Genomic DNA, 22,498 nt, shown 5'->3' on the forward strand with positions numbered 1-22,498 from the left:
GACTCTACTCATCTGTTGAAATCAAAGCTTCTATTTCTTGTTGGAAGGCTTGCAATGCTTCTTCTCTCGTATCCTCTTGAACCAACGCATCTGCACGGGCTTCTATAAGCTTCACAATCTTACTCCCGATAATGACTCCGTCGCAGTACTGGTTCAATAAGCGTACTTGATCGTTCGTAGATACACCGAAACCGACCGCAACAGGGACAGAACTATAGGATTTCACACGATTTAAGAAGTCTTCAATATTAGGCTGGATTGTAGCCCGCTCACCAGTCACTCCAAGACTTGATACACAGTACAGGAACCCTCTTGCTTGTTCCGCAATTCGCATCACTCGGTCCTCCGAGTTAGGAGCTACAAGAGAAATGAGCTCAATTCCGTACTCATTAGAAAGCTTACGAAGTTCTTCGCTCTCTTCGTAAGGAATGTCTGGAATTAATAGCGCATCGGCTCCATTCTCTCCTAATTCCTTGAATAGTCGTTCCAGACCATATTGCATAACAGGGTTATAATACGTGAAGATTACGACAGGAATCTCTAATCCACGTTCTCTCATCTTTGGAACAAGGCGAATGGCGCTCGTAAGATTCATCCCCTGCTCTATCGCGCGAGCAGCTGCTTCTTGGATGGTCGGACCGTCTGCTAACGGATCAGAATAAGGAACGCCAAGCTCAAGAACATCAGCCCCACTTTGTTGGAGACGGTACGCAAGTTCTACCGTGACATCAGGATGAGGATCGCCTCCCATAATAAATGGGATAAACAGATTCTCCGTCTTTTTCAAACGCTGTTGGAATGTCGTTTCCGTGCTCGTCTTAGTCAAGAGAATCACCTCCGTCAAAGTATTCCATAATCGTATTCATATCTTTATCTCCGCGACCGGATAGGTTAATCAACACCGTTTCGTCGGATTTCATCGATTTCGCTTCTTCAAAGGCTTGTGCCAATGCGTGGGCGCTTTCAATGGCTGGAATAATGCCTTCTGTTTGAGAAAGAAGTTTCAACGCATCTAATGCTTCGTCGTCCGTAACAGACTCGTAGCGAACTTGACCTGAGGAATGAAGGTACGCATGCTCTGGACCAATTCCAGGATAATCAAGCCCAGCTGACACGGAATACGGCTCGGTAATCTGTCCGTGCTCATCTTGGAGCAAGTACGTGAGTGACCCGTGGATAATGCCATGATTCCCTTTCGCCAAGGTGGCGGCATGCTCTGGACTTGTAATGCCGTGACCTGCCGCTTCAATGCCAACTAATTCTGTATCAAGGTTTAGGAATGGGTAGAACATCCCCATGGCATTTGAGCCACCTCCTACACAAGCGTAGATACGCGTTGGAAGCGCTCCCTCTATATCGGTAAATTGTGATTTAGCTTCATCTCCGATTACACGTTGGAAATCACGCACCATTTTAGGATAAGGGTGTGGACCTACAACAGACCCAATCAAATAATAATGATCTTCACAGTTTGCGACCCAATATCGAATAGCTTCATTCGTAGCATCCTTAAGCGTTTTACTACCAGAAGATACAGGCACAACTTCTGCCCCTAGCAGCTGCATGCGAAAGACGTTGAGCTGTTGACGTTCAATATCCTTCTCCCCCATAAACACTTTACATTGAAGTCCAAGCTTGGCAGCAACAGTCGCGGATGCAACACCATGCTGACCTGCACCTGTCTCGGCAATGATTTTGTCCTTGCCCATACGCTTTGCTAGTAGCGCTTGGCCAAGCGCGTTATTAATCTTGTGTGCGCCCGTGTGGTTTAAATCTTCACGCTTCAAGTAAATCTTCGCTCCACCAAGTTGTTTCGTAAGCTGTTCAGCATACGTTAATGCCGTTGGGCGGCCACTATAGTCGTGCAATTCTTTCTCATAAGCCTTAACAAATCCCTCATCATTCAAGGCTTCCTCTAGTGCGTCTTCAATTTCCTTAAGTGGAGCCATTAATGTCTCTGGTACGAACTGGCCTCCGTATTCTCCGAATCTTCCGCGTGCATCAGGATAAATGACTGACATGGATAGACCTCCTTACAATACTCTCAATCTTCTTCGTGTCTTTCTGTTCATCTGTTTCTGTTCCACTTGATACGTCTATTCCAAACGGCTCATAGCCTAACAATTCATCTACATTTTCGGGGCGAACGCCTCCTGCAATAAAGCATGGAACCCCTTGTCGCTTTCCTTCATTAATGTAGGTTGGAACATGACTCCAATCAAAGGAAATACCCGTTCCACCGAATGCTCCTTGCACTTTGGCATCAATGACATACCCATCAATGATTCCTTCGTATAATTTCATTTGTTGCACGGCTTTTTCGTGATGAGGAATAGCCTTCCACACCGGTAAAGGAAAACGTTCTTTAATTGCAAGAATAGTTGCTTCCGTTTCATTACCATGAAGCTGTAGGATATCTAGGCGCGTTAACGATAAGACCTCCTCAATTCGTTGAATCGATGGATTCACAAATACTCCTACTATGCGTTGATGCGGCTTTGGTGGATGGTTCTTGATCCACTCATTGACAGCTTCCGGTAAGACTTGTCGCTTACTTTCAGCAAAGATAACGCCAATGTAAGGGGCACCGGATTCAACTGATTTCTTATAATCAGCCTGTGACCGATTTCCACACAGCTTCACTTCTGTCATGTCTGTTCACGTCCCATCATCTGATTGATGACATCAGCCGGATGAGCTTCACGCATAAGTGCCTCACCGACAAGCACCGCTTTCGCTCCAGCTTGCTTCACACGATTGATGTCTTCATGATTGTAAATGCCGCTCTCACTTACAAGGAGACTCCCTTCCGGAACTGCTTTCGCAATAGTCTCTGTATGGGCAACCGTTGTATGAAAGTTTGTTAAATCCCGGTTATTAATGCCGATGATTTTCGGTTGGAACACCGCTAAGATCCCTTCAAGCGTCTCTTTGGCATGCACTTCAACGAGGGATTCAAGCCCTAGGGAAGCAGCATAACGATACAACTCATATAGACGTTCAGGTTGTAACGCTTCACCAATAAGCAGGATGGCGTCTGCCCCTATACGAGCACTTTCTTCTACTTGCTTCTCATCGATAATAAAGTCCTTACGCAGGACAGGGAGCTTTGTCGCCTGTTTGACTGCAGTCAAATAATCTCGATGACCTTGAAAGTACATCTCATCAGTTAGAACAGAAATGGCGCTCGCTCCACCTTCTTCATAGAGCTTGGCGATTTCCACCGGTCGGAAATCCTCACGAATCACCCCTTTAGAAGGAGAAGCCTTCTTCACCTCTGCGATTAATCCTACCGTCAACGGACTGTTCAATAACGCATCATACAATGAACGCGAATCCGTCTCGACTTGCTCGGGTTGTTGGTATCTCGTAATTTCGTCTTTCTTCGTCTCAAGAATCTGATGAAGCATACTCTAGACCTTCTCCCTTCTTCTGCTGAAGTTTCTTAAAGTACGTTGCAACCGTCCCAGAGGCTAATGCTGTCTGGACCAAGGAAACCCCTGTCTCAATGGAAGGCGTTTCACCAGCTACGTAAAGCCCAGCCGCTGCGTTCAACGTGACGATATTCGTTGCTGTCTTGTTCGCCGTCCCTTCGAAGATCTCTTGAATCATCCGCGCACTTTGAAGTGGGTTCTGAACCTGAATGTCTTCAATCTTGCCTCGTTCAAGCCCAACTTCTTCAGGAGCAACCGTGTAACGGTGGATAGTTTCGTCTTTCAACTCAACGACATCAGTCGGTTCAGAGATTGAGAACTCGTCTAGACCGTCTCTACCCGTCACAAGAAGCACATGTTGAGAGCCGAGTTTATTTAACGTTTCAGCAAGTGTCTCGCCTAAATTTGTATCGTAAATTCCAATCACTTGATGGCGGGAATTGGCCGGATTCGATAGTGGCCCTAGCATGTTGAACATGGTACGGAAGCCAAGTTCACGGCGCGCGCCGCCTGCATGACGCATCGCTGAGTGATAGGTTGGCGCATATAGGAAGGTCATGCCGTTCCTAGCGAGCATGTCTTTCGCTTCTTCCGGCGTACCGTTAACAGGAACCCCTAACAGTTCAAGTACATCTGCTGAACCGCTAGCAGAGGAGACCTTTCGATTTCCGTGTTTCGCTACCTTCACATCCATAGCTGCAAGCACAATGGCTACAGCAGTTGAAATGTTGAAAGTGGATTGGCCATCGCCACCAGTTCCACACGTATCCACAACAACCGTTTCGTTATGCTGAATCGTTGTCATATGCTCACGCATGCCTTGAACAAATCCGAACAGTTCTTCAACGGTCTCACCTCGAAAGCGGAGAAGAGAAATTAAGCTTGCAAGCTGCTCCGAGCTTACTTCCCCTTTCATCACAAGGTCCATTACCTCATAGGCCTCTTCAGTTGAGAGCGTCTTTCCATCTAAGACTCTATTTAGCGTTTCTTTAAGCATAAGAAGATTCCTCCTTTGCACTCGGTGCAAACAGCTCTTCAGCCATATCAATGGTTTGGAGCAACGCGCTCGCCTTGTTCACCGTCTCCTGCCATTCCTTCTCAGGGTCAGAGTCGGCAACAACACCTGCACCAGCTTGAATATAAGCCACTTGGTCTTTCAGGAGGATAGTTCGGATCGCAATACAAGAGTCCAGATTGCCATCGAACCCAAGGTAAACGACGCCACCGCCATATAAATTACGCGCGGTTGGTTCCAGTTCACCTAAGATCTCCATCGCACGGATCTTCGGAGCTCCAGATAACGTTCCAGCCGGGAAGGCGGATACGAATGCATCAAGCGGATGAGTATCTTCTCGTAAATCTCCTGTTACTTTACTAATCATGTGCATCACATGTGAGAAGCGGGTAATCTCAGATAGGACTGGTACTTTGACCGTTCCATACTGTGCCACGCGCCCTACGTCATTTCGAGCTAAATCAACGAGCATATAGTGTTCAGCCTTTTCCTTCTCATCGTTCTGAAGGTCTGCTGCTAGTTGCATATCTTCTTCTTTCGTTGTTCCACGTTTTCTTGTACCAGCAATTGGATGGATTTCAACCTCGCCATCTTTCACCTGAACGAGTCGCTCTGGTGAACTGCCAATTACTTCATACCCATCAAACGTTAAATAGAACATATAAGGGGATGGATTAACTTGTCGCAATACGCGATATAGCGTAAAGCCATCTACTTCAATTTGTTTAGAGAATCGTTGGGATAATACAGCTTGGAAAATGTCCCCTGCGCGAATATATTCCTTAATGGTTTCTACATCTTGCTTAAATTTGTCTTTGGTGTAGTTTGTCTCGACTTGACTCACATCGACGGATTTTGACGCTTCATTGGTAAAGAACGGCTCTACGTTCTTCTGTTGCTTGAGCGTTTTTAATACATCGTCAATCGCTGATACAGCCGCATCATATTTCTCATTTAGCACTGCTTCAGAATCGTCTTCATCTACACGGGCAAATCGAATAATGTGTAAGTCATGACTTTGGTGGTCATACGCAATGAGCGTCCGACAAAATAGAAACTGATACAACGGTAGACCGAGGTCGTCGTTTTCTGGGATTGGAATGTTCTCAAAATCCGATACCGCATCATACGAGACAAAGCCAACTCCGCCACCGTGGAAAGGTAGGGGTACATCAGGAAGACGAACATTCAGTCCGGTCATAACCGTCTCTACCGCTTCTTTAAGGTCCTTAGCCTGCTGGATGTCACCAGTATCGTAATCATGCATCGTAATCGAACCCTGATCTTCCGTTACGTGAATAAAAGGGTGTAAACCAATAAAGGAATATCGTGACCAAGAGGATGTGTGGTCACCACTTTCGAGTAAATAGACCGCTTCTTCGCGCAAGCGTTCATAAATTTGAATTGGGGTTAGCGTATCGGTATAACTCCGATACGTGACAGGTACCGTCTTATAGGTAGACGCATCCTGCTTAAAAGATTGGAATTGTTCCATAGGTCTCACCTCTCCATAGTTGTGTTATGGAGAATGAGAAGGTTGAGGAAATAGACATAGTGGGTTCTAGTGGAACTTACACTCTGCTCGTCTCATCTCGTATTCAATTGCACAATACCTCAACTCATCTATCTCATTCTCAGCTCATCTGTTCTAACTTTCTATACTCTCGTGCTTCTATACTTCTCTCTCATCTTTACTAAATTCTAACTAATCTAAATCTTGTATGTAAGTGTATTACACTTTCCAAAGTGCGTCAACGAAGAAAACTGTCGTTCGGAAGAAGAAAGACATACTGGTCTTATCATAAGGCTCATTCGAAATGAATAAGCACCTCCCAAATAGGAAGGTGCTCTTCATTAATGTTTAATTTGATTCATTGGCATTTGCGGTTTGTTCTTCGCTGGTGCGAAGGCATTCAACATGGAGTAAGTGTCGTTAGTCGTAAGTTGAGGCACTTGGTAATACCCGTGTTTGTTCTGATAGAGGAAGATCTCATACGCCATTTCAACGTAATTCGGTACACTATCTGCTAACACACGACGCACGACTGGATTCGTTACCTCTACTGCTGTCATCGCATGGAACGACGCCATCGATTTAATTAAGCCTAACATATGTCCAGTAATCCCCTGGTCGCTAATATCAGCCAAGGATTGATTCGGCTTCTTCGGTTGACTTGGCGTGAGTCCGTATACGACTTCATTGGACTGAGTCATCATGTATGTCTGGGTTTCTACTGTAGGCTTCTGGCCGGTTTGGAATGCTTCTACGACCGTATTATATTGTTGCAGAATGAAGTCATACTGACGTTCAAGCAGAGAAACGAGTTCCTTATCCTGCACGTATTGACGGAACATCATGAACTGGTCCAGAACGTTAATAATTCCTGCAAGCGTCTCATGTAAATCGAACATTTCGTGACCGCCATGATTCATCCCGGCGCCCGTTGGTGGTTGTGCCCCTGCCTGTTGCTGATTCATGTTTTGATTTTGCTGTTGGTTCACCTTTTCTTCCTCCTCATAATCACATTCATGGTTAGTATGGATTTCAAAGAAAGATTCATGTACACAAACTCCTCTAAATAGGGACAGCGTTCGACAAAAAGTTATTGACTTGACGACGTTTACACTGCTAGCATAACTAACATAGCGCAGAATAACTGCTCCAACACAAACACTTCACACACATATATATTTTCCTTGTATAAGTTTGAGAATACGGCTCAAACGTCTCTACTAAGCTACCGTAAATGGCTTATCTACAAGGGATATTCGTATAGAAGGACGGCCAATGTGCATCCTATATTCGATGCCCTTTGTAGACGAAAGCTTCGGTAACGTTATGTTCACCGTGGCTTTTTTTATACCAACTTATAAGGAGGGGCACTTGTTGAATTCCCTTAAACAATTCTTCCAGTTCGAACAGCGAAATACGAATTTCCGACAAGAATCGATTGCTGGTATGACTACGTTCTTATCATTAGCTTATATTCTCATCGTCAATCCAGACATTCTAAGCGCAGCGGGCATGGACCGTGGAGCCGTCTTTACTGCAACAGCCTTAACCATCATATTTGGTACCTTGATGATTGGACTCTTAGCGAATTATCCAATTGGAATCGCCCCAAGCATGGGCTTGAACGCCTTCTTCACCTTTAGTGTAGTGAAGAATATGGGGGTAGCATGGGAAACCGCCCTATTTGGCGTATTTATCGCCGCCGTACTCTTTACGATTCTAAGCCTACTTAAAATACGTGAGAAAATTATTAACTCAATTCCACAAGATTTAAAACACGCAGTAGCAGCCGGTATTGGCTTCTTCATTGCGTTTATTGGACTACAGAAAACAGGACTCGTAGCCAGCAATCCAGACACCTTCGTCTCCTTAGGTAGTATTACAACCCCAACGACGTTGTTGAGTGTCTTCACCTTAATCGTAACGATTGTTCTGTTGATTAGCGGCTATAAAGGAGCCATCTTCTACGGAATTATCCTAGCTACTATCGTTGGAATGGTAACAGGTCAGATTACACCACCTGCTTCAATCGTAGGTGGAGTCCCTAGTCTAGAACCAACTTTCGGCGTTGTCCTTGAGCCATTCATAGACATGGAACTACTCCTATCTCTATTTACGAGCGGAGAATTCTATGCGGTCGTCTTTACGTTCTTATTTGTCGCTTTCTTTGACACAGCAGGAACGCTCATCGCCATCGCTTCTCAAGCAGGACTGATGAAGAACAACCAGATCCCAAATGCGGGCCGTGCACTTGTTTCTGATAGTACAGCTTCCATGGTTGGGGCCGTGCTTGGAACGTCAACGACAGCTTCCATGGTTGAGTCTTCTGCTGGTATTAGCGCAGGTGGACGAACTGGTTTCACTTCTGTTGTGATGAGCGGGTTCTTCGCACTGGCTCTATTCTTCGAGCCGCTCTTAACCATCGTTCCATCGAATGTGACAGCTCCTGCCCTAATTATCGTCGGAGCGATGATGGCAACAGATATGAAACAAATTAACTGGAACAGTCTTGAGATTGCCATCCCAGCCTTTGTGACGATTCTGATGATGCCACTCACATACAGTGTCGCAAATGGAATTGCCCTTGGCTTTCTACTTTATCCAATTACATTGGTGGCAGCGAAAAAGCCAAAGGACATCCATCCAATTATGTATGCCTTGTTCTTTGTATTCTTGCTCTACTTTATCTTACAAGGATAATGAATCAGACCGCCTGAATAAAGGCGGTCTTTTTTTAGGCTTCGTAAAGGTACATACTAGTTACTACCGTACTCGAAAGAATAGGCATTTAACACAAATCATAAGCTTGTCTATTTGTGTAATGCCCTACGGTTTTATAAAATAGAATTATCTATAAAATTGATAAAGGTGAACGAGATGATTAATGAAATCTTGCAATCAAACCAAACCATCTTCCTCACAGCCCTGTTATTAATCAGCAGTGTGCTCGTGACCAAGTTCTCGTCCCGCCTCGGTGTCCCCTCCCTCGTATTATTTATTATCGTTGGAATGGTTGTCGGTAGCGACGGACTGAACTTTATTTACTTCGACAACGCTGGTATGGCCCAGCTTGTTGGTACCTTTGCCCTGATTGTCATTCTGTTCGAGGGGGGCTTAGAGACAAAGTGGGATACGATTCGCCCAGTCGTCAGGCCCGCCCTATCGCTCGCAACTGTTGGCGTCGTCATCACTTCTGGCATTGTAGGCGTAGCCTCTAAATTTATTTTCGACGTTACCTGGCTTGAAGGGTTCTTATTTGGATCTATCGTAGGCTCTACCGATGCTGCTGCTGTCTTTGCCGTTTTGAAAGGGAAGAACGTACATAGTCGATTAGAGGCAACGCTTGAGGCAGAATCAGGTTCTAACGACCCGATGGCCGTCTTCCTCACGCTCGCCTTTATCCAGCTCATTAACTCGCCTGGTCAAGGCGTGCTTGCCATTATCGGTTCTTTCTTCTGGCAAATGGGATTTGGCCTTGTAGTCGGACTCTTAATCGGGAAAATAGGCAGTATGGCCATCAACCGCATTAATCTTGATTCTGGTGGGCTTTATCCAATCTTTGCTTTGTCGTTTGCCTTACTCACGTATGGTGTAAGCTCGTTAACGCAAGCAAGTGGATTACTTGCGGTCTATGTAGCAGCGCTCGTAATTGGGAATTCTGAGCTAACGTATCGTCATTCAATTCTACGATTTAACGAAGGCTTTACGTGGATGATGCAAATCCTTATGTTCGTTATCCTTGGCTTGCTTGTCTTCCCATCTCAGTTATTCCAGTGGGACATTATTATTGAAGGATTATTAATCTCGATTGTCCTCATTTTAGTGGCAAGACCGATTGCCGTTTACCTCTCCCTTATGGGGGGACCGTTCGGACAGAAAGAACGACTTTTCTTATCTTGGGCAGGTCTTCGCGGAGCGGTCCCAATCGTGTTGGCCATCTATCCTTCTCTAGCTGAGCTCGAGAACAGTCAACTCTTCTTCAACGTTGTCTTCTTCGTTGTATTAACGTCAACGCTCATTCAAGGATCGACCATTACACCGCTTGCACGTAAACTAAAACTCGTGTCAGACGATGTGCTGAATCCGATTCACTCCTTAGAGCTTATCTCCATTGGTAAGACGAATGTTGAGATGATTGAATACACCGTCACTGACAACAATACAATTAAAGAACAAACGCTAGAGGAACTTCACTTTCCAGATGGAGTTCTCGTGAACGCGATTATCCGGGATGGCGACATCTTAACCCCTTACGGTCAAACTTCCATTCTCCCAGGTGATACGTTGTACATCATGGTACCAAAGAAAAACAAACGCCAGTTACAGAAAATCTTGAACGATGAATTAGTCAAAACGAAAATCTAACCAAAAAAGGCCCCGAATCAGGGGCCTTTTCATTTATGTATACTCTCGTTGTAGGCGGCGAAGCATCTCGCGAACTTCTTCCTTCGAAATCCCAAGCCGTTTCGCTTCACTCACTAATTGCACCCATTCCACATCTACCTGCTTGTCCACTCGTGTTTGTGTAACCATCGGCTCTTCCTCCCCTACGTCAGGCAATCCAGCCACCGTAGCGCAATGAACGCTTTAGGTCTGAGACTTTGCGAGCTTACCTTTCGATAAGTGTGCCTTTGTACTGAGCACGTATTTTGTACCACCCCTGAACGAATTGAGGACATAATCATACGTTTTTCCTAGTGTTACACCAAATATTACCCTATTTTTATAGTTTTTGAACACCTTTTTTCTGAAAATTAACTTTTTAATCGCGCATCTAGTCTATTATACCTAAACAATTCAAAGAAGCCCTAAGGTTGAACACCTAGGGCTTCACTAATCCTTTAAAGCTCCAACTAATGGGACGTGTAATCTCCCTTGCTGGAAAGTACACCTCATACAACCGCTTCTTCGTATCTAAGCGCTTGATCTCCCCTTCTCCGAAGACTGGATGTCTTACTTTGTCCCCAACCGCATAAGCCGCTCCACTCGATTGTGGTCCATCGATTTGCTTAGACATCCGGATGACCTCTTTAGCCTCAGCAATTAGCTCTTCTTCCAAATCCCCAATGCGACGATACAACTCTTCATTAATCTCGAACAAGAAGCGAGAAGGGTATTTCTTCTGACCGCGTCCGATATAGCCTTCTGATTCAGTTATATATAGCTCTTTCTCTGCACGCGTCATCGCTACATAGGCAAGGCGACGCTCTTCTTCAAGGGCATATTCCTTCCGATCACGTAAGGAGCGTTCGTTTGGAAAGACGCCTTCTGTCATGCCAACTAGGAAGACGTAAGGATACTCTAGCCCTTTTGCGGTATGAACAGTCATTAATTTAACCGAATCCTTCTGGTCTTCTCGGTCATTCTCCGTATAGAGAGTAATCATTTGCAAGTAATACTCTAAGGTGATCTTCTCTCCATAGGATTGTTCATATTGGACGACTGAATGTTTAAGTTCCATAAGATTGTCCAACCGCTCTTGGTCCCCATCTTCACGAATATACGTTTCATAACCTGTCGCATCGAGGACTTCCTGCAGCAAGTCACTAACAGATAGTTCGTCCTTCTTCGTTTTCACTTCTTCGATTGCTTCAATGAACTCAACCGCTTTCGTTCTTGCCAGTTTCTCATGATGAATATAAGTCTGCAACGTTTCATATAGCGTCTGGTCGTCCCGTTCGGCCATTTCACGAAGAAATTCCATTCGCTTCTTTCCCATTTGCCGCCTAGGTTCGTTCACAATGCGAGCAAAGGATAAATCATCTCCGAAGGTAATCATTCTTAAATGAGCAAGGGCATCCTTAATTTCTTTCCGCTCGAAGAATTTAAACCCTCCATAGATGACGTAATCCATGTTCTCATGAATCAACTGCTGTTCAATGAAGCGGGATTGATAATTCGAGCGATAAAGAACAGCAATGTCTTGAAGACGCGCCCCACGTGTTCGAAGCGTGTTCATCTGCGTTGTAATCCATTTCGCTTCATCTTGCTCATTCTTCGCATGATAGTGAATGGCTTTAAGTCCTCCACTGTTCTCTGTAAACATAGACTTTTCCACTCTCATCTTATTGTGTTGAATAAGGTCATTTCCGACAGACAAAATCTCTGGAGTGGAGCGGTAATTCTGGTTAAGGAAAATGGTCTGGCTATTTGGGAACCATTGGTCAAACTGAACGATGTATTTCGGGTCAGCCCCACGCCACTCATAAATCGTCTGGTCAGGGTCTCCTACAACAAATAGATTACCGTGGTAGTTACTGAGCATCTTAACGAGCTGGAATTGCTTGCCGTTACTGTCCTGGAACTCATCCACTTGAATATAGTGAAGTCGTTCCTGCCATTTCGCCAATACCTTCTCATACTCTTTAAATAGTACGAATGTGAAATTGATTAGGTCATCAAAGTCAAGCCCATACACTCGTCTTTGCTTCTTTAAATAGAGCTTGATAATCTTCCGTTCTTCATCATTTATGCCAGACACATCAACGGCTCTTTCCCGGTCAATTAACTCATACACATACTGCTCGTCTGCCTTCATTTCTCCAATCTTCTTAAGGACGGTGTTAAAACTTCGGTCGTTTACCTTTAACCCAAGCTCTTCATAGATTTCACGTAAGATTGTTTTCTGGTCTTCCGTATCTAGAATAAGAAAATTCTTAGGGTAGAACAGATGATGAATATCTTCTCGCAGCACCCGAACGCAAAATCCATGATAGGTAGAGATATAGCCGGTATCTCGCTCTCCCCCAATAAGTTTCTTAACGCGTCTCCTCATCTCTTGTGCAGACTTGTTCGTAAACGTGACGCACAACAGGTTCGATGGCTCAATGCCAAGATACTCAACCAAATAGGCATACCGATGAGTTAAAGCCCTCGTCTTTCCAGAGCCAGCCCCTGCAATCACACGGACTGCTCCCTCTGTTGTCTCTACAGCCAACCTCTGCATCTCATTTAACCCACCCAATATGGGATCATTATGTTGATACATCATTTACCTCCGAATTCGAACATGTGTTTGTCTTTAGTTTATCACAGGTTGATGGATGGAGCGAATGGAACCTTCCACCATTTGTCCGTTACGACGCGTCATGAGCGTATCGATTCGCTTTCTTCTCTTTTATGAATTCATACAATCCTGCACATCCAATCGCAAGTGGTCCGATTCCTAATAATAACGTAAGAACCCCCCACCAAAATCCGGTGTACATCCCTTGTAAGCATAAGCTGAATATTCCTGAAGCTACTAGATAAATAGATGCGAGTCCTTTGTGGTACATGAGATCTCTCCTTAGATTGTATAGGTATGCCTAGGTCAAGCATGTAGCAAATGCTTGAGCCTAGTTAATTGGTGAATCCTTAGAATCGCATAAACTGAATAATTCCCATAAAGGTTGACATAGTCGAGTATCACTTGTGTTGATAGTCTTTGAATCCTTTGGTACACCTAAGGATTTGTGTTATCTCCTGTTCTTTTCATAGGAATAGGTCCGTTCTAAGATTAGGCGGGGGTGATGGGGGACTGCGAGACTCCCATGGGAGCAAGAGCCTAGGGGAGGCCCCGCAGGGAGTGCAACGACTGAGGAGACTTCCCAGCTCCCCATAGGAAAGCGAGTAGTCCCCCACCATCCCCACACCCTTGTACATTGACGGACCAAGCCAATTTGGAGCTATGTAAAAAAGGCCTTGGGAGATCCCAAAGCCTTTTACTTAACGTTCAATCAGTCAAAGTCAATGGCCCATTCACCATTACGGAAAACAGGTACAGTTGACCCATCTGCTAGTTCACCATCAATAGCTAAATCAGCAGAGCCCATCATGAAGTCAACGTGAACAAGACTGTTGTTTACCCCATTCTTGTCCAACTGCTCATCATCCATATCCGCTCCACCTTTAATCGTACTTGGGTACCCTTTCCCAAGCGCAAGGTGACACGATGCGTTCTCATCATAAAGCGTGTTGTAGAAGATTACACCACTTTGGGAGATTGGTGAGCTATGAGGTACAATAGCCAGTTCCCCTAATCGGCGTGCGCCTTCATCCATGTCCAATAGATTTTGCAAAGCTTCTTCTCCTTGTTCTGCGGAGAAATCTACGACCTTGCCGTTCTCAAATGTGAAGGAGAAGTTGTCGATTAAGTTGCCGCCGTAGCTTAATGGCTTCTTACTTGCGACGGTTCCATTAACTCCGTATTTATGTGGAACTGTGAATACTTCTTCTGTTGGGATATTTGGATTGAACGTTTGTCCCTTCGTCGTCTCAGAGGAACCGCCTTTCCAAATGTGTCCTTCTGGCAATTCAACTTCCAAGTTCGTACCTTCAGATTTATAGATTAATTTCTTGAACTGTTTCTTGTTCATAAAGGCGCGTGCTTGTGCGAGTACATCGTTGTGCTCGTTCCACGCTTCAATTGGGTCTTCCTTCGCTACACGGGTGATTGTAAAGATTTGCTCCCACAGCTTAGCAACCGCTTCCTCTTTAGAAGATTCCGGGAATACTTTTTGCGCCCATTCTTCATTAGGAATCGCGACGATGGACCATGGAATATGGTCGTTCATTGTATACTGACGGAATTCCTTCATCGCTTCTGCAGATGCTTTATTAGCAACTTGAATACGCTTTGCTTCAATCCCGTTCAGCAAGTCTGGATTCTCAGCACGAATGGATAGCACAGCAGCTCCACCTTTAGCAAAGGAATTGAGCTTGTCCACTTGCCACTGCGGAACCTCCTCCAACTCTTCCATTGGAGCATGTTCAAATTTCATACGACGGAGCGCATCATCCGTCCAATTGACATGTACGTTCTTCGCACCGCGTTCATAAGCTTTCTTCGCAACAATACGTGCGAACTCTGCACCGTCTACAGGGGCATTGAGCATAAGAGCTTGACCTTCTTGAAGATTGACACCTGTTTCAATTGCTAAATCTGCATATTTTTCTAAATGAGTTGTATGAGACATACGTTGTTCCTCCTTTATCTTATTGGTACTTACCTCCTACTATAGCAAAATGAGGAGAGTCTTGTAAGCGTTCCACCTTCCATGATTTGCTTTTGCCCTTTTCCATCCAATATTCATCCTGATTTTCCATGTATACCTTTTTCTGTTTACTCCAAACTATCCTTGTAAAGTTTACTAAAAGGAGCGAATGTAGTGAAGAAGAACGAGCATGAGCACGGGACGCATGTAGAGGGTGCTGGGGGCGAAATGGACCAGCGTTTTACAGAAGGAGAAAGCGAAGAAACATTAACAACGAGTCAAGGTCATCCTGTTCGGAATAACCAACAAACACGTACAGTTGGCAAGCGTGGACCTGCAACGCTTGAAAACTATGAGTTCATCGAGAAAATCTCTCATTTCGACCGGGAGCGTGTGCCAGAGCGCGTTGTTCACGCACGAGGAACTGGAGCTCATGGCTACTTTGAGACGTATGGAAAAGCAGGTGATGAGCCAGTTGAGAACTATACACGTGCTAAAGTCTTCTCAGGTGAGGGCAAAAAGACGCCTGTTCTTGTCCGCTTCTCAACGGTCATTCATGGAAAGGACTCTCCCGAGACATTACGCGATCCTCGAGGGTTTGCAGTCAAGTTCTATACAGAAGATGGAAACTGGGATTTGGTCGGCAATAACCTGAAAGTGTTCTTCATCCGTGATGCCATTAAGTTTCCGGATTTGATCCATGCGCTGAAGCCAGACCCGGTGACGAATATTCAGGACAACCGTCGCATATTCGATTTTATGAGTCATACGCCGGAAGCTATGCATATGCTGACGTTCCTTTATTCTCCTTGGGGAATTCCGGCCAATTATCGACTTATGCAAGGGTCAGGTGTGAATACGTATAAATGGGTGAACGAGCACGGCGATGCTTGGCTCGTTAAATATCACTGGGAACCTGTTCAAGGGATTAAGAACTTGACCCAAGAAGAAGCAGACGAACTACAAGGGAAGAATTTCAGCCACGCGACGCAAGATTTGTATGAGTCCATCGAGGAAGGAAATTATCCCGAGTGGGAGCTTTGTGTGCAGTTAATGGAAGATGGCGAGCATAAAGAACTTGATTTCGATCCGTTGGATGATACGAAGCTGTGGCCTGAAGAGCAGTTCCCGTTCTTGAAAGTTGGCAGAATGGTCCTGAATAAAAATCCAGAAAACCACTTTGCAGAAATTGAACAAGCTGCATTTGGTACTGGAGTCCTTGTGGATGGTATGGATTTCTCGGATGACAAGATGTTACAAGGGCGTACGTTCTCTTATTCAGACACCCAACGCTACCGAATTGGGGCTAACTATTTGCAGCTGCCAACGAACTCACCGAAGAAACATGTAGCGACGAATCAGCGCGATGGAAATATGACATACCACGTAGATCAAGGACCGAATCAGAATCCGCACGTTAACTATGAGCCTTCTTCTTACAATGGACTTGAAGAGTCAGAGCAAGTTGTAGACTACCACCAACCTTACGTAGAAGGTAAGCTACAACGCTCAGAAATTGACCGAACAAACGATTATAAACAAGCGGGTGAACGTTACCGAACCTTTGAGGACTGGGAGCGGAACGACTTGATCACTAATTTAGTAAACTCCTTGAAACCTTGTACTCCGGAAATTCAGCACAAAATGGTTGAGATGTTCTGGAAGTGTGACGCGGACTACGGACGACGTGTTGGCGAAGGGCTCGGAATGAAATTCAAGGAAGATGGTACTGTCGATACGGAGTTTGCTGCTGAAATTACCCCGACGAAAGGGAAGCTCCCTGGTTCTGTTGGTTCTCCAGCTGGTAAAACGGAAGCAGCCGATGCTGTTCAAGAAGCAGAGGATAAAGGACACGACGCCAAGCCTTATTAAAATGTTGAACCTAAGATTTTGGAAAGTATAGGTCGTATTTCGGAAATGTTCGAGAACAATTCAGAAGCAGACCTCCTTACTTCGGATAGAATGAATTGAGTTTCGGAACACACCCAACACGCCTCTCTCCACCACTATCCAATACGTAAACCGAGGGAACTCTTACACCACAAGAGTTCCCTCGGTTTTTGCTGTTTCACACAAACGATAACCTCTTTTTCTTTAAAATAGTTATAAATAAGTATTGACTATAATTTATATTAGATTATAATAATTATTGTTAACAACGCGCTATTGCGCCTTTATTACTCTTCAATCGAACAAGATTTATATAGAAGTCATACTAATTATTTTAAAGGAGAATGCTCAATGAATCCCTATTTAACAACGAATCAAGGTGTACCTGTACATAACAACCAGGAATCTCGCACCGCTGGACAACGTGGTCCCACTCTAATCGAGGATTATCACTTAATTGAGAAGATTGCACACTTCGATCGTGAACGCATTCCAGAACGTGTGGTACACGCACGTGGGTCAGGTGCTTATGGAACGTTTACGCTTCATAACTCGATGAGAAAATATACGAAAGCTGGCTTCCTTCAAGAAGAAGGAAAGCAAACCAAAGTATTCGTCCGCTTCTCAACAGTCATCCATCCGAAAGGTTCACCAGAAACAGCACGTGACCCTCGAGGATTTGCCGTTAAGTTCTACACAGAAGAAGGAAATTATGACATCGTAGGGAACCACCTTCCCGTATTCTTCATCCGTGATGCGATTAAATTCCCAGATATGGTTCATTCCTTAAAGCCTGCACCTGACACGAACATTCAGGACCCTAATCGGTACTGGGACTTTATGACACTTTCACCAGAGTCAACACACATGATGACTTGGTTATTCTCAGATTACGGAATCCCTGCAAACTACCGCCAGATGGAGGGATTCGGCGTACACACGTTCAAATGGGTAAACCACTACGGCAACGTAACTTACGTGAAGTACCATTGGAAGCCTAAGCAAGGTGTTCGCAACTTAAGCGCTGACGAAGCTGCCGAGGTACAAAAACATGATTTCAATCATGCTACACGTGACCTATACGACCATATTGAAAATGGCAATTACCCAGAATGGGACCTTTATGTTCAAATGATGAACCCTGCTGATTATGACGAGCTATCCTACGATCCATTAGACCCAACAAAGGTATGGAATGAGGATGATTATCCACTAATAAAAGTAGGTACGATGGAATTGAACGAAAACCCGGACAACTTTTTCGCACACACAGAACAAGCAGCCTTTTCTCCAAGCGCCACCGTTCCTGGGATTGAGCCGTCTGAAGATAAACTCTTGCAGGGACGTCTATTCTCATACCCAGACACCCAACGTTACCGACTGGGTGCGAACTATACGCAGCTACCTGTAAACTGCCCATTTGCACAAGTGTCGAACAACCAGCGTGATGGTTCTATGCAGTTCAATCAACAAACGTCTCCAGTAAACTACGAACCAAATCGCTATGAGAACGAGCCGAAAGAAGCAAAAGATGAGCAGTACAGCATAAGTGAAACTCCGCTTGAAGGATATGCCACGAAGAAGAAAATTGAGAAGGCGAACGACTTTACACAAGCTGGTGAGCGTTACCGCAGTTTCACGAAGGAAGAGCAAGATAACCTGATTGCCAATATCGTAAATGACCTACAAGGAGTTGATGAGAAGACGGTTCTTCTTGCCATTTGCAACTTCTACCGCGCAGACGAAACCTATGGAACTCGACTTGCTGAGGCGTTAAACGTAGATATCACACCTTATGTAGGTGGATTGAAGTAAAACAACTTGAGGTGACATTCTATGGCTAAGAAAATGAAAGGTCTGCTCGTGATGGCGTACGGTACGCCCTATCACGAGGATGACCTCATTCCCTACTACACGCACATTCGTAAAGGACGCGTGCCTACAGATGAGATGATTGAAGATTTGCGAAGTCGTTATGAGGCAATTGGAGGCATTTCTCCACTTGCACGAATAACCAATGAGCAAGCAGAAGCACTCCTAAACAAACTGAACGAAACAGAAGACGATTACGAATATAAGCTCTATCTAGGTCTGAAGCACATCGCCCCCTTTGTAGAGGATGCCGTGGCGCAAATGAAGGAAGACGGCATTGAGGAAGCTGTTAGTATCGTACTAGCCCCGCATTATTCTACGTTCAGTATCAAGAGTTATAATGGGCGTGCGCAGGCTGAAACAACGCGTATTAACGGACCACGAATTACGTCTGTTGAGAGTTGGTACGATGCGCCTTTATTTATTCAATATTGGAGTCAGCACCTTGAGCACGCTTATAAACGGAAGACAGAAAGAGAACAACAACAGACGATTGTAATCTTCTCAGCGCATAGCCTGCCTGAGAAAATACTTAAGCACGGAGACCCCTATCAAGAGCAACTTGAGACGACAGCTCGATTGATGGCGGAAGCAGCTTCCATCCCAAATTACACAATCGGTTGGCAAAGTGAAGGAAATACGGGAGAACCATGGCTCGGACCTGATGTGCAAGATTTAACGGAAGACCTCTATGAACAAGGATATCGTCACTTTATCTATGCACCAGTCGGCTTTGTGTCGGATCATCTAGAGGTGCTTTACGACAACGATTATGAATGTAAAGTCGTAACAGACCGTCTTGGTGCCACATACGAACGTCCCCCTATGCCCAACACAGATCCTTTATTTATTGCTATGCTTTCAGACGTTGTGCTCCAAACGCAAGCAAGAGGGAATGACTCATGAAGAAACCCATCTGTCCCATTTGTTCTCATCCAATACTCAAACTCAAGCATACAGCTCGGTGTCAGTGCGGTTCTAGACTGATTCCCGCAAGAAAGTCCGCCTCATAATTGGGGCGGACTTTCTTATTTATAAGTGCATATACAGTTAATGTCCATGTTGGGTGCGTAGTGTTGGTTTCTTATCGTGCAACAGTTGGTGTACGTAAGGAATTACCCAACGGTCGAGACCGTATTTCCCTGCGTTCCATCCTGCGATTAATAGGAATATTGTAAGCAGAACCATCTGTGGATTTGTGCTCGTTGTACCACTAAACAGGAAAGCGAAATTCATGGTGATGCCCATAAGAGCAGAGAAAGTTGTAAATACGCCAAGTATAAGTGCTAAACCAACTAGGACTTCTCCCCACATGACAAGGAAGGTGAAGAAATTCGCGTTGGGAATTGCGACACTCTCCAAGAAACCAGCCCACCATCCTTGAACAGCTGGGTGTTCACCAGTTGCTTTCCCTACGGCTCCTTGTAGGAATCCTCCTGCATTAAAGCCTCCGCCTATCTTACTTATGCCTGCAGTTAACCACGTGTACCCTAAGTACACACGAATCACTGTCCACAATACAGCTGCTACTTTACTTTCACGAATCCATTGAACCATCATTCTCCTCACTCCCTTTTGTGAAGTAATTCACATGAATGGATGTAGAAACTTGATGTCTTTCTCTACATTTAGTTTAGCATGATTTCCACTGAATATAGTCCCTTTCAGAACGTGTTCACGAAGCGTTCACAGCATTATGAACACTTTCGCAACAGGCGCAATGGAAGGTTTCATTTCAGTACAGATTCTAAAACGAAATAGGGAGCATAGTGTACTAGTGAATGGGTTGTCCTATTTCCCATATTGAGGAGGGATCATATGAAGCCTACTGATTCACTTGTAGAAGTACGTCCTCACGTCTACGTATCGAAGCATGACCCTGGGTATTATCGGAAAGTGGTGCATTACCATCCATTAAGTGCAGATGCACACTATGAATATGCGCTCTACCTCTTTAAAGAAGGACAGGTGAATAGCGGATTTCGTCATATGAAGATGGCTTCTTCCTTACATCATAGACAAGCTACTCACTGGGTTAATCAGCAGAGAACTTCTTCACTTCCTCCCACACCACCTAAGAAGTTCCCATGGTTGCTCACATGCCTTCTCCTTCTGGCACTACTCGCCTTTCTAGTTGCCGCAGGATTACTCGCTCTTTCAACTATCCAATGGTTTGATTCAAGACACACCGTCTCACATGTTACCTCGGAATCGGTCTTTGAACGTCATGCATCCACTGAGCTTGAGGCCATCTCCCCTCATCCGAGACCAATGGGTACACCTACAGAGGCCGATGTGCTGCCGGTATTGATGGTGCAAAATGCTGCAGAACGTTACGAGCAGATGCATGGCGCGTATCCTTCTACAGACCAACTTATTGGAGATTTCCCAAACAACCATCTTTCCTTTCTCCCTTCAGGAACAGCTTATACGTTGAGCGACCAAGGGTATGACCTTTCCTCTTCACCCGCTGTGTTGCCACGCAGTCTCACGCAAAGTGATTTGTTAGAGCTCCATTATTATCCGACTCCGAATGTAGTAACGCTAGAGCGGGGTGGGGAGGTGCTCGTGACGTATCCTGTTGCAAGCGGACCAAAGCCTCCACCTACATCAACTGTACTCACCCGTGTTGTAGAACCTTTAGGTAGTAACGGTGCGTACGGCTCAAAGGCGTTGGCTTTAGAAGATGGGTACGCCATACACGGTACGAATGACCCTTCTTCAATCGGATCTTATGAAACGGGCGGTTGTCTTCGCATGCATGACGCTGACATTGACAATTTGTTCAGCTATGTGGCCATTGGCACTCCCTTCATCTCAGAGCCTGAAGGACTTACACCACCCTACGCAACGTTCGGTAAATCTCTCCCAACACTTGCAGAAAGTGACCAACAGAGTAAGCAAGAGAAATCCGAACTCTCCTTCTCATGGAAACATTAAACTTCCTCACCATTCCTTGTGTAGGAGAGGGAGTTTTTTTGTGATGGATAACAAGATTAGAAGCGCGGTTATTGACGAATACTGTATAAGACGTCTATAGTGAATGTGTTAAAATTATGTCTGTATTGCAGTAATAAATAGAGAATCGCTCGTTTCTTTGGCTATATATCTCGAATATGAGATTTATTACCTATTGTATTCAAGGAGGATGACGAATGGACCAAGTAATGCTTGATACCATGCACAAACGTAACGGTACGAAAGAATTTGATAAAGAAACAACAATCACGAAAGAAGAGCTGAACGCAATTCTTCAGGATGCGATGACCGCTCCTTCTTCCTTTAATCTACAACACTGGAATTTCATCGTCTTCCATAGCGATGAAGCCAAGCAAGACTTGTTGCCAATTGCATTTAACCAAGAGAAAGTGACTGACTCAGCAGCGACGATTGCTGTCCTAGCCGACCTTGAAGCGAATCGCAATGTGGATGTGGCGTTTGATGAGTTGGTTGACTCTGGCGCAATCACATCAGAAGTGAAACAAGGTGTGGCCAATGCAGTAGAGAACTTCTATCAAAATCCTGCTGCAGCACGTGACACAGCGTTTCTAAACGCAGGTCTAGTGAGTATGCAAATCATGCTTGCCGCCGAAGCTCGTGATTACGATACAATCGCAATGGGTGGCTTTAACGGCAAAGCGTTCAAAGAGGCATATGACGTGAGCGACCGCTTTGAACCTGTGATGCTAATTTCAATCGGGAAAGAGGCGTGGACACCAGCCAAAACACCACGCCTTGCAGTAGAAGACGTAACAACTTGGAAATAAGTAAAGAAGCGCTGAGGAGATTCCTCAGCGCT

General features: G+C 45.0%; 19 protein-coding genes and 2 riboswitches. Of the genes, 7 read left to right on the forward strand and 12 right to left on the reverse strand.

All coding sequences use genetic code 11. The annotated features are described in order from the left end of the window. Window positions 1–4: 4 nt before the first annotated feature. The 7 genes from trpA to H513_RS0100315 all read right to left on the reverse strand — a co-directional run bounded on the left by trpA (window position 5) and on the right by H513_RS0100315 (window position 6,927). On the reverse strand, window positions 5–826 hold the full coding sequence (gene trpA, locus H513_RS0100285; protein ID WP_081658114.1) for a tryptophan synthase subunit alpha: 822 nt from the start codon (window positions 824–826) through the stop codon (window positions 5–7). Further along, entirely contained in the window at window positions 819–2,021 is a 1,203-nt protein-coding gene (trpB, locus tag H513_RS0100290) for a tryptophan synthase subunit beta (protein ID WP_026798891.1), read from the reverse strand. The genes trpA and trpB overlap by 8 nt, the downstream gene beginning before the upstream one ends. Further along, complete coding sequence (locus H513_RS0100295; protein WP_026798892.1) at window positions 2,002–2,652, reverse strand: phosphoribosylanthranilate isomerase; 651 nt, start codon at window positions 2,650–2,652, stop codon at window positions 2,002–2,004. The genes trpB and H513_RS0100295 overlap by 20 nt, the downstream gene beginning before the upstream one ends. Then, window positions 2,649–3,410 (reverse strand): indole-3-glycerol phosphate synthase TrpC, encoded by a 762-nt coding sequence (gene trpC, locus H513_RS0100300; protein WP_026798893.1) that lies wholly within the window; start codon window positions 3,408–3,410, stop codon window positions 2,649–2,651. Before trpC ends, H513_RS0100295 begins: the two co-directional genes overlap by 4 nt. Next, window positions 3,391–4,431 (reverse strand): anthranilate phosphoribosyltransferase, encoded by a 1,041-nt coding sequence (trpD, locus tag H513_RS0100305; protein WP_026798894.1) that lies wholly within the window; start codon window positions 4,429–4,431, stop codon window positions 3,391–3,393. The genes trpC and trpD overlap by 20 nt, the downstream gene beginning before the upstream one ends. Then, window positions 4,424–5,944: an anthranilate synthase component I gene (gene trpE, locus H513_RS0100310; RefSeq protein ID WP_026798895.1), complete on the reverse strand. Its 1,521-nt coding sequence runs from the start codon at window positions 5,942–5,944 to the stop codon at window positions 4,424–4,426. Before trpE ends, trpD begins: the two co-directional genes overlap by 8 nt. 359 nt (window positions 5,945–6,303) lie before the next feature. Then, window positions 6,304–6,927: a spore coat protein gene (locus tag H513_RS0100315; RefSeq protein WP_026798896.1), complete on the reverse strand. Its 624-nt coding sequence runs from the start codon at window positions 6,925–6,927 to the stop codon at window positions 6,304–6,306. Between the two features lie 199 nt (window positions 6,928–7,126). Then, window positions 7,127–7,228, forward strand: a riboswitch (purine riboswitch). A 108-nt stretch (window positions 7,229–7,336) separates the two neighbouring features. Between H513_RS0100315 and H513_RS0100320 the strand changes: the two genes are divergently transcribed. Next, on the forward strand, window positions 7,337–8,662 hold the full coding sequence (locus H513_RS0100320) for an NCS2 family permease (RefSeq protein ID WP_036768870.1): 1,326 nt from the start codon (window positions 7,337–7,339) through the stop codon (window positions 8,660–8,662). A 177-nt stretch (window positions 8,663–8,839) separates the two neighbouring features. Beyond that, window positions 8,840–10,327, forward strand: coding sequence for a potassium/proton antiporter (locus tag H513_RS0100325; RefSeq protein ID WP_026798898.1), 1,488 nt, complete (start codon window positions 8,840–8,842; stop codon window positions 10,325–10,327). Between the two features lie 33 nt (window positions 10,328–10,360). On the opposite strand, the gene H513_RS21070 is transcribed toward H513_RS0100325, so the two are convergent. The 4 genes from H513_RS21070 to H513_RS0100345 form a co-directional block, all read right to left on the reverse strand. Further along, the gene (locus H513_RS21070; protein ID WP_081658139.1) at window positions 10,361–10,495 is read right to left on the reverse strand and encodes an anti-repressor SinI family protein; all 135 of its coding nucleotides are present in this window, start codon (window positions 10,493–10,495) and stop codon (window positions 10,361–10,363) included. Between the two features lie 19 nt (window positions 10,496–10,514). Further along, window positions 10,515–10,602, reverse strand: a riboswitch (cyclic di-GMP riboswitch). Window positions 10,603–10,784: 182 nt separating this feature from the next. Further along, entirely contained in the window at window positions 10,785–12,950 is a 2,166-nt protein-coding gene (locus H513_RS0100335) for an ATP-dependent helicase (RefSeq protein WP_036768867.1), read from the reverse strand. Window positions 12,951–13,038: 88 nt separating this feature from the next. Continuing rightward, the gene (locus H513_RS0100340; RefSeq protein ID WP_026798900.1) at window positions 13,039–13,239 is read right to left on the reverse strand and encodes a hypothetical protein; all 201 of its coding nucleotides are present in this window, start codon (window positions 13,237–13,239) and stop codon (window positions 13,039–13,041) included. 441 nt (window positions 13,240–13,680) lie between these two features. Beyond that, on the reverse strand, window positions 13,681–14,919 hold the full coding sequence (locus H513_RS0100345; protein ID WP_026798901.1) for an aminopeptidase: 1,239 nt from the start codon (window positions 14,917–14,919) through the stop codon (window positions 13,681–13,683). 246 nt (window positions 14,920–15,165) lie between these two features. Here H513_RS0100345 and H513_RS0100355 point away from each other — a divergent pair, with 246 nt between their 5' ends. The 3 genes from H513_RS0100355 (at window position 15,166) to hemH (ending at window position 19,605) form a co-directional block, all read left to right on the forward strand. Beyond that, window positions 15,166–16,809, forward strand: coding sequence for a catalase (locus H513_RS0100355; RefSeq protein ID WP_051239601.1), 1,644 nt, complete (start codon window positions 15,166–15,168; stop codon window positions 16,807–16,809). Between the two features lie 369 nt (window positions 16,810–17,178). Then, window positions 17,179–18,642, forward strand: coding sequence for a catalase (locus H513_RS0100360; RefSeq protein WP_026798903.1), 1,464 nt, complete (start codon window positions 17,179–17,181; stop codon window positions 18,640–18,642). A gap of 21 nt (window positions 18,643–18,663) precedes the next feature. After that, window positions 18,664–19,605 (forward strand): ferrochelatase, encoded by a 942-nt coding sequence (gene hemH / locus H513_RS0100365; RefSeq protein WP_026798904.1) that lies wholly within the window; start codon window positions 18,664–18,666, stop codon window positions 19,603–19,605. A gap of 144 nt (window positions 19,606–19,749) precedes the next feature. Here hemH and H513_RS0100370 read toward each other — a convergent pair whose 3' ends face one another. Continuing rightward, window positions 19,750–20,259 (reverse strand): DoxX family protein, encoded by a 510-nt coding sequence (locus tag H513_RS0100370; RefSeq protein ID WP_026798905.1) that lies wholly within the window; start codon window positions 20,257–20,259, stop codon window positions 19,750–19,752. A 258-nt stretch (window positions 20,260–20,517) separates the two neighbouring features. Here H513_RS0100370 and H513_RS20755 point away from each other — a divergent pair, with 258 nt between their 5' ends. Together H513_RS20755 and H513_RS0100380 are read left to right on the forward strand one after the other, a co-directional pair. Further along, window positions 20,518–21,639, forward strand: coding sequence for a L,D-transpeptidase (locus tag H513_RS20755; protein WP_051239550.1), 1,122 nt, complete (start codon window positions 20,518–20,520; stop codon window positions 21,637–21,639). A 215-nt stretch (window positions 21,640–21,854) separates the two neighbouring features. Beyond that, window positions 21,855–22,466, forward strand: a complete 612-nt coding sequence (locus H513_RS0100380; RefSeq protein WP_026798906.1) for a nitroreductase family protein — start codon at window positions 21,855–21,857, stop codon at window positions 22,464–22,466. Window positions 22,467–22,498 lie beyond the last annotated feature (32 nt).

The sequence above is a fragment of the Pontibacillus halophilus JSM 076056 = DSM 19796 genome (assembly GCF_000425205.1).
Classification (GTDB): domain Bacteria; phylum Bacillota; class Bacilli; order Bacillales; family BH030062; genus Pontibacillus_A; species Pontibacillus_A halophilus.